This is a genomic window from Bacillus sp. RIT 809, assembly GCF_016892495.1.
Lineage (GTDB): Bacteria > Bacillota > Bacilli > Bacillales > Bacillaceae_G > Bacillus_A > Bacillus_A cereus_U.
Genome location: NZ_JAFEMR010000068.1, coordinates 1 through 565, shown reverse-complemented (window position 1 = coordinate 565; position 565 = coordinate 1). Strand labels below are relative to the sequence as shown.

Below are 565 nucleotides of genomic sequence, written 5' to 3'. Positions count from 1 at the left end.
GAAGTGGGGGCTTCTCGGTTCATCGTTACTTTTGATAGCTAACGAATTTGTCTTAAGACAGCCGAGCTAACTCCCTTGTTCCAAAGGTTATTTCTTACGGTTTATATCAATGCTAATAACCGCATGGCTTCCTTTTTGATATTGATAGCTGCGTTATAATCACGACTTATTGTTAGTCCACACGAACACTCATACGTGCGTTCAGATAATGACATTTCTTTTTTGTTTCCACAACGACTACACATCTTTGTAGAAGGAAACCATTTATCTATTTTCACAAGCTGTTTTCCTTGTTCTTGTAGCTTATATGCTAAAAATGTCGTGAACATCCTCCAACCGTTATCCGCTACACTCTTACCAAAGCGAAGTGCTCGTGACATTCCTTTCATATGTAAGTCTTCGATTGCTACAACGTCAAAATTCGTAGCCAATTCTTTCGACTTATGATGAAGGAAATTCTTACGTTGATTGGCGACCTTTTCATGCAACTTCGCTACACAGATGCGTTGTTTATTCCAACGCACTGAGCCTTGTACACGTCTTGCTAATACTCGTTGTGCCTTTG

Annotated in this window: 1 protein-coding gene; it reads right to left on the bottom strand. The window is 39.8% G+C overall.

The window, feature by feature from the left end:
- Window positions 1–101: 101 nt before the first annotated feature.
- Window positions 102–565, bottom strand: a 464-nt coding sequence (locus JTF23_RS27425) for an RNA-guided endonuclease InsQ/TnpB family protein (RefSeq protein ID WP_204210289.1), incomplete at its 5' end; no start/stop codon positions are given.